Here is a 7,337-nt window from a genome sequence, read left to right as displayed (position 1 = left end):
GGCGCTCCGGCTGGCCCAGCCGTAGCTTTAGTGAAGTCTGGCTGGGGCGGCAGGATTCGAACCTGCGAATGACGGTACCAAAAACCGTTGCCTTACCACTTGGCGACGCCCCAAGACCGAGCGAAGCGGTGGATAGCAGAAGCGCGGCCCCACGACAAGCAGGCGTTTCGAGGCTTTCTGTGGAGACGCCTTTCTCCCTCCAGAATGCATTAAGCCAACCATGCCCCCCAGAAACGGGTGACAGTCGCCGGCGCATAGCCGTCCAGGCCGCTGAAGCGTTGCGCAAGCTCCACCGTGTCGCCCGCCGCTAGGCGCGCCAGCACATTGAGATGCAATACCGTCTCCGACCCGTCGACCGCGAGACCGGCAACATCGCCTGCCACCAGAGGTGCGCAAAGGTCGCCCGCGCCATTGAGCACCAGCTTCGCCTTCACCGCAGAGGGAACATTGGTGCCGTTCTGTTTCCAACCGATGGCCGCTCCGAATCGATAGAGCCCCTCCGCCGGTGCCGTGAACCGGTTCGCACCCGCATCGAAGGCAAGCTGGTCGTTGGCTTGCGTGTCATTGATGGCCACGGTCTGCCACGTGTCGGCTGCGATATACTGATCGTAATTGATGAAGGCGAGGAATTTGGGATTGCTAGGCAGCGCGACGCGGCCCGATCCCTCGTCCGTGCGGATTGCATCGTTGAAGGCAGAACCGTCGGCCGAAACCGCGAGCCTCCAGCCATCCGAGCCGAAAAGCCCCACTGTCGCCTTGGTCACGAAACCGCTTTGCAGCAGGAAGCCCACATCGCCGGCGGGCGTCTCTTTGTTCATCGTGTAGAACAGGTTTCCCGTTCCCCCTTCGGCGGCGTAGCGCGCGGTCCAGAGCGCCTTGTCGAGCTTTGCAGAGAACGGGTTGGCGGAATCTGCACTTGTCCCGAGCCCGAAGAGAGCCACCTCCTGGATCTCGGCTCCACTCCCGGGCAGTCCGTCGACCGGCTGCCAGCCAGCGCCGTCGAACACCGCAAGGCGTTCCTCGTCGACGATCCAGGCCCGCCAACCGATGACCGGCGCAAGCCGCTCCCACGCCCCGTCGACGAAATAGGCGATCTGACCGTCCCATCCGGCCCAGTCTCCGGTCGCGGCCGATCCGACGATGTAGCAGTCGCCGTCGTCGGGAGCTGTCGGCGGTGCCGGGAGGTCGCGATCGCGCGCCGCCAGCTGCACCAGCCCGTCCAACCGGCGAATGGCTTCGTTGTGCGTCACGTGCTTTTGCGCCTGCGAAGGCATGATGTAGGGGAGCTTGAGATTTGCGGTCTGTTCCATGTCGGCCCGTTCCTTGTGATGGCAGAAGTCTACCGGCCATGGCGGACCCGGGGACAAAATCGAGGGTGGGCATCGCCGTCTCCCCACGGCAAAGGGTGGACGCGGTCGAATTTTTCGGCAGCTTGCACGGCTTGCGGCGTGGAAAAACAAGCCCGTCGAGGTAGCGCCCTCTCCCCATGGACGGAGCGTTTCCCCGGATAGACCTATTGCCTACACCCCGCGTCAACGTTTCCAATCTAAAGTGGGGCATATTGAACGAAGGCGCGCGCGAGTGTTGACATATGGCACGCCGCACGCCTTCACGGCTGAGGCTATGCGTTCGAGGCAATGGCGGGGTAGGATCATGTTTGTACCGGTGATCATGGCGGGCGGGATGGGAACACGGCTGTGGCCGGTTTCGCGCGAGCACTACCCCAAACAGTTCTGCGCCCTCGTCGACGACGGCAGCATGCTGCAACAGACCATGCGCCGGTTGGACGGACTGGATTGTGCGTCACCGCTCACCGTCTGTAATGAGGAGCACCGTTTTCTCGCCGCCGAGCAGCTCCGACAGGCCGGCATACAGAATGCGCCTATCCTGCTCGAACCGGTGGGACGCAACACCGCCCCCGCGATCACTCTTGCCGCGCTTCAGGCTATGACGAATGGCGCCGATCCGCTGCTTTTGGTGATGCCCGCCGATCATCTCGTAAAGGACGTATCCGCCTTTCATCGAGGTATCGCAAAGGCACAGACGCTGGCACAGGAAGGCCGGCTTGTAACGTTCGGCATTGTGCCGACCAGTCCCGAAACCGGCTTCGGCTACATTCGCCGCGGCGAAAAGATCGGCGACACCGGCTTCGCCGTTTCAGGGTTTGCCGAGAAGCCGGACCTCGAAACCGCGAAAGCGTATCTCAAGGACGGCGAACACGATTGGAACAGCGGCATGTTCATGTTCCGCGCCAGCGTCTATCTGGACGCCATGCGCAAACATGCGCCGGCGATCCTCGATGCCTGCAAGGCGGCGATGGCGGGCGTTGAAAGCGATGCCTATTTCCTGCGGCCCGAGCGCACCGCGTTCGAGGCTTGCCCTTCCGATTCCATAGATTATGCGGTGATGGAAAAAACCGACCGCGCCGCAGTCGTGCCGCTCGACGCCGGCTGGAACGACATCGGCTCATGGTCGGCAATCTGGGAAGCGCACGACAAGGACGCTGACGGAAACGCGCTGACCGGCGACGTGCTGCAGGTCGCATCGAGAAACTCGATCGTTTCCGCCCAAAAGCGCCTCGTCGCCATTGTCGGCGTCGAGGATCTCGTCGTCGTCGAAACCGCCGATGCCGTTCTCGTGGCCAAACGCGATACGGTTCAACGCGTCAAGGACATCGTCGCCCAACTCAAGTCGGCCGGGCGCACCGAGCACGTGAACCATCGCCGGGTTTATCGTCCTTGGGGCGATTACGATTCCATAGACTTCGGCAATCGTTATCAGGTCAAACGCATCACGGTGAAACCCGGCGCTAAGCTTTCCGTCCAGAAACACCACCACCGGGCGGAGCATTGGGTGGTTGTGCGCGGCACCGCACGGGTTCTGAAAGGCGATGAAACCATCATGCTCACCGAGAACCAGTCGACCTACATACCGCTCGGCGAAATCCATGCACTGGAAAACCCCGGCAAGATCCCTCTGGAACTGATCGAGGTTCAGTCGGGCTCCTATCTCGGCGAAGACGACATCGTGCGCCTGGAGGATCGATACGGTCGCGTCTGACGCCTGCCCGGCACTAGCCGGACAGCTCGGTTTCCGATAGGCGCGAGCTTCCCTGCGCGAGAAAGAGCCCGACGATCAGGAAGACCATGAAAACCGTGTCGAGAATGTCGTGCCCGAATATGAGGTTAACGCTTCCTCCGCCCGCATAGACGACCGCGAGCATCAGCAGCAATGCGCCGCCCAGACGCGCGAGCGGGTCCTCGCGATTGGCCAGGCTCCGAACCGCGATCACGCTGATCAGCGCGAACATTGCGATGATCGCGCAACCGGCGACGATCCCGGCTTCCACGAAGATGGTCAGAAACCCGTTATGGAAATGGGTGAAACCCACTTCCAGCCCGAAATCCCGCTGCAAGAGTTCCTTGATAAGCGTCGAACTGTTCTGCATCCCGTGACCGAAGATGGGACTTTCGGCGAACAGTTGCGCCCCGGTTTTCCAGAGCGCCACCCGCAGGCCCACCGAGGTGTTGTAATCCCCGGCTTCGGTAAGCTTGTCCATATTGGACCAAAGGGCTTCGAACCGGCTCACGATCAGGCCGGACGTCAGAACGACGACAACGATCGCAATCCCAACCAGTACGAGAATATGGCCCCGAAGCAAGGTCAGGACACGCGTGCGGAAGATGAAGAATTGCGCAAGCGTGAGAACGATCATGACGCCCCAAACCGATCGGGACCCCGAAAGCATCACGGCGCCGAAGGCGGCAGCGAATGCGACAAGGAGCGCAAATGAGCGCTTGCTGTCGAAAATGAGGGCGCCCGCCAGGCAAGTGAGCCCCGCCAGACACACGACGTCGGCAAACACCAAGGCGTTTCCGGCCCCGCCCTCCGCGCGCAAGCCAAGATACTTGTACTGGACAAGCGCAAAGACCAGCCCACCGAAACTGGCAATCGCTGCCCCCACAAGTGCTGCCTGCGCGATCTCTTCCTTTTTGGCGATCGTCCAGATGGAATAGGAGAACGGGAAGAGCAGGAAGGTCGCGAGCGGCAGAAGCTTGTACGTCATCTCAAGACTCGGCTCGTTGACGAGAAATGCGACCACATTGGACAGAACGTAAACCAGCATGAGCAGAGAAACCCACCGCATCGCGGTATCGGGGCTTAATCGCCGTCTGCCGGAAAGCACTTCGAAAACGCACCAGAGCGCGCCCCCATGCCACGCCACACTCGTTGCCGAGCCGACGACCGGCGGCATCGCGAATGTGGCGAGGGTGAAAAGTCTGTTGACGGTCCGGTAATTCATTGCCGGTTCCGCGTGGCGAGCTTGGTTTCCCATTTCAGCGCATGCGTCACGATGGTCTTCAGATCGTCGTAGCGCGGCTTCCAGCCGAGCTCCCGGCGGCACCGTTCCGCCTCCGCGACGATCGCCACCGCATCGCCCGGTCTGCGGCCGGTGACCCGCACGTCGAAATCGGTTTGCGCCACCGCTTTGACCGCATCGATGACTTCGAGCACTGAGTAACCGTTTCCATAGCCGCAATTCGCAACGAGGCTGCCGCCTCCCGCACGCATTCTTTCGAGCGCCAGATAGTGCGCGTTCACGAGATCCGAGACGTGGATGTAATCGCGAATGCAAGTGCCGTCCGGCGTATCATAGTCGGTTCCGAACACGTCCATATGACCGCGTTTGCCCGTGACCGTCTCGCAGGCGACCTTGATGAGATGCGTGGCGCCTTTGGTGGATTGACCGGTGCGCAAGTCCGGATCGGCACCCGAGACGTTGAAATACCGCAGCGCCGTATAGTCGAACGCATGCACGGCTGCACAATCGCGCAGCATCAATTCCGTCATCATCTTCGATGTGCCGTAAGGCGATTCGGGACGCAATTCGGTGTCTTCGCCGACCGGAAAGCTGTCCGGACTGCCGTAAACGGCCGCGGTCGAGGAGAAAATGAAGTGGCGCACACCGCACCGCACCGCGGTTTCGATGAGGCTGCGGGATTTCACCGTGTTGTTCAAATAATAGCCAAGCGGGTCGGAAACGGATTCGGGTACGATGATCGATCCCGCGAAATGAACGATCGCGTCCACATCGTGATTGCGGATAAGATCCTCCACCAGAGCCTCATCGGCGATATCGCCCACCACCAGGGTGGCGTTCTCCGCCACCGCCCAGTCGAAACCGGTGCTCAGCCGATCGAGAACGACCACGTCCTCGCCATGGTCCAGAAGCTCCCAGACCATATGGCTGCCGATATAGCCGGCCCCGCCGGTGACCAAAACGCTCATCCCAATCCCCTCGCAAAAAACGGGCCAGACATCCCTATCTGGCCCGATTTGCTTTTCCCGTTAAAGCGGCGATTCCATGGCAGGATTAATGCCTGGAAACACCCAGCCCGCGCAACAGAGCCCAAGCCGCCGGCATGAAGCACGCAGCCAGTGCCACCTTGACCAGATCGGGCAGGACGAACGGGGCAACGCCGAATTGCCAGGCCTTGTCTGCACCGATCAGACCGGCCAGCCAGGCGAAACCCAACACCATCATGGCGGCCTCGGCCACCAGCATCGCGCCTCCGAGTTTCAGGGGATTTCGGTCCCATCCACGATCCGCCGCCCAGCCGGCAATGGCGGCCATGGCCACGAAACCGAGCAGGTAACCGCCCGTCGGTCCCATTATGTAGGCAAGACCGATGCCTTTTTCGGGCGTTCCCTGGAAAACCGGCAAGCCCATGGCGCCTTCGGCCATGTAGAGAAGGAGCGTCGCCACGCCCAGGCGCATGCCGAAGGTCGCGCCGATCACGAGAACGGCCAGCGTCTGCAGGGAGAGATCCACCGGTCCCAGGAAAACACGAGTCTTCGCCGAAAGCGCGAGCACCACGGTGGCGCCGAGAGCGAGGAAAAGCTGGGTTGTCAAACGCCGGGCGCCGTGATCCGGGAGCGTCTGCGAAACGAGAGATTTTGAGGCGATAGCGAGCGACATGGCTCCTCCGTTCATGCTCTTTGCGAATTGATGCGCTTTCCTTCTCCTATAAGCGCTTCCATGATATGCGGCAACCTGAATGAGACGCGGTGTCGTTCTCCGCTCCCGTATTTCCGGACTCTGTGTCAATGACCCTGGAATTTGAAACGCATTTCGATCCCGCTTATGGCGAGGCAGTAAAGGTTGCGCCGAACGTTCTGCGCCTCACCGTCAACAACCCCAGCGCCTTCACCTTTCATGGAACGAACAGCTACATTGTTGGCGATTCCAGTCTCGCTGTCATCGATCCAGGCCCGGAAGATGAGGCGCATTTGCAGGCACTGCTCAAGGCGATCGACGAGCGTCCGGTCAGCCATATTTTCGTCAGTCATACACACAGGGATCACTCCCCTCTCGCCGCCCGGCTCGCCCGTCGAACCGGTGCGGTGATTTGCGCCGAGGGGCCGCATCGTGCTGCCCGAGCGCTCAGAATCGGCGAGACGAATCCTCTCGACGCAAGCGCGGATATGGATTTCAGGCCCGACAGGCCGCTGGCCGATAACGAACTTGTCGAGGGGGATGGCTGGACGATCCGCGCCATACACACACCGGGTCATGCCGCCAATCACGCGGCCTTCGCGCTGGAAGATACGGGCATTCTGTTTTCAGCCGATCACGTGATGGCTTGGGCGACATCCATCGTGGCTCCGCCCGACGGAGCCATGTCCGACTATATGACTTCCCTCGATCGCCTTTTGGAGCGCGACGACACTGTCTTCTTTCCGGGGCATGGCAGCCGTGTGAAAAACCCGCAACGCTTCATGCGCGGCCTCAAGGCACACCGGAAAATGCGTGAGCGCGCCATTCTCGAACGCGTCGCGCGTGGCGATCGAACCATCCCGCAGATGGTCGGCGCGATCTATCGGGACACGGATCCTCGCCTCCACGGGGCGGCGGCCCTTTCCGTTCTTGCCCATTTAGAGGATCTCGTTGCCCGGGATGCGGTGAAAACCGACCACGAGCCTTCCATCGACGCGATCTATCGCCCCGGCTGAACTGGAAGGCTGATCTACACCGCCGCCAGCAGCGCCATCCTTTCGTCGAGTTCCGCTAGAAAGCGCTGAATCCTTGTCGCATTGTCTCCGAGGTCGTGGCGCGCATAGCGGGAAGCCGATCGCATGTCGACGAACGTGGCGGTCTGGTCGTCCTCGATGCGAATGGCCACGTCGGCGGGAAACCCAAGGAAAAACGAACGCGCCACTCCCTCCAGGGTGATGCTCCCGCCTGCAAGCTGTTGACCTTCCGGTCCTCGCGGCTGCCAGCCCCGCTCCGTCATCATCGCGCGGACGACCTCCAGCACATTGTCCACCGTATGCTC

At 61.3% G+C, this 7,337-nt stretch carries 7 protein-coding genes and 1 tRNA gene; 2 read left to right on the top strand and 6 right to left on the bottom strand.

The genetic code is table 11. The features are described 5' to 3' along the window. Positions 1 to 38: 38 nt before the first annotated feature. Together QZ638_RS21230 and QZ638_RS21225 are read right to left on the bottom strand one after the other, a co-directional pair. Positions 39 to 113: transfer RNA gene (locus QZ638_RS21230), tRNA-Gln, on the bottom strand. Between the two features lie 96 nt (positions 114 to 209). Next, positions 210 to 1,310, bottom strand: coding sequence for a DUF2793 domain-containing protein (locus QZ638_RS21225; RefSeq protein ID WP_295814186.1), 1,101 nt, complete (start codon positions 1,308 to 1,310; stop codon positions 210 to 212). Between the two features lie 343 nt (positions 1,311 to 1,653). On the opposite strand from QZ638_RS21225, the gene QZ638_RS21220 reads away from it, so the two are divergent. After that, positions 1,654 to 3,060 (top strand): mannose-1-phosphate guanylyltransferase/mannose-6-phosphate isomerase, encoded by a 1,407-nt coding sequence (locus tag QZ638_RS21220; RefSeq protein ID WP_295814182.1) that lies wholly within the window; start codon positions 1,654 to 1,656, stop codon positions 3,058 to 3,060. A gap of 13 nt (positions 3,061 to 3,073) precedes the next feature. Here the strand turns inward: QZ638_RS21220 and QZ638_RS21215 are convergent, their stop codons facing one another. From QZ638_RS21215 to QZ638_RS21205, 3 genes are all read right to left on the bottom strand, one after another. Further along, positions 3,074 to 4,303 (bottom strand): O-antigen ligase family protein, encoded by a 1,230-nt coding sequence (locus QZ638_RS21215; RefSeq protein WP_295814178.1) that lies wholly within the window; start codon positions 4,301 to 4,303, stop codon positions 3,074 to 3,076. Continuing rightward, positions 4,300 to 5,289: a UDP-glucose 4-epimerase GalE gene (gene galE / locus QZ638_RS21210; RefSeq protein ID WP_295814177.1), complete on the bottom strand. Its 990-nt coding sequence runs from the start codon at positions 5,287 to 5,289 to the stop codon at positions 4,300 to 4,302. Before galE ends, QZ638_RS21215 begins: the two co-directional genes overlap by 4 nt. A gap of 85 nt (positions 5,290 to 5,374) precedes the next feature. Beyond that, positions 5,375 to 5,980: a biotin transporter BioY gene (locus QZ638_RS21205; protein ID WP_295814174.1), complete on the bottom strand. Its 606-nt coding sequence runs from the start codon at positions 5,978 to 5,980 to the stop codon at positions 5,375 to 5,377. A gap of 128 nt (positions 5,981 to 6,108) precedes the next feature. On the opposite strand from QZ638_RS21205, the gene QZ638_RS21200 reads away from it, so the two are divergent. Further along, positions 6,109 to 7,014 carry an MBL fold metallo-hydrolase gene (locus QZ638_RS21200; protein ID WP_295814171.1) on the top strand — a complete coding sequence of 302 codons (906 nt, stop codon included), beginning with the start codon at positions 6,109 to 6,111 and terminating at the stop codon, positions 7,012 to 7,014. A 14-nt stretch (positions 7,015 to 7,028) separates the two neighbouring features. On the opposite strand, the gene QZ638_RS21195 is transcribed toward QZ638_RS21200, so the two are convergent. Then, a partial coding sequence (locus QZ638_RS21195) for a DUF1499 domain-containing protein (protein WP_295814169.1) occupies positions 7,029 to 7,337 on the bottom strand: 309 nt, incomplete at its 5' end.

It is taken from the genome of uncultured Nitratireductor sp. (assembly GCF_913053745.1).
In the GTDB taxonomy this organism is placed as follows: domain Bacteria; phylum Pseudomonadota; class Alphaproteobacteria; order Rhizobiales; family Rhizobiaceae; genus Nitratireductor.
The sequence above is the reverse complement of the archived record's forward strand: the minus strand, read 5'-3'. Positions and strand labels throughout refer to the sequence as shown.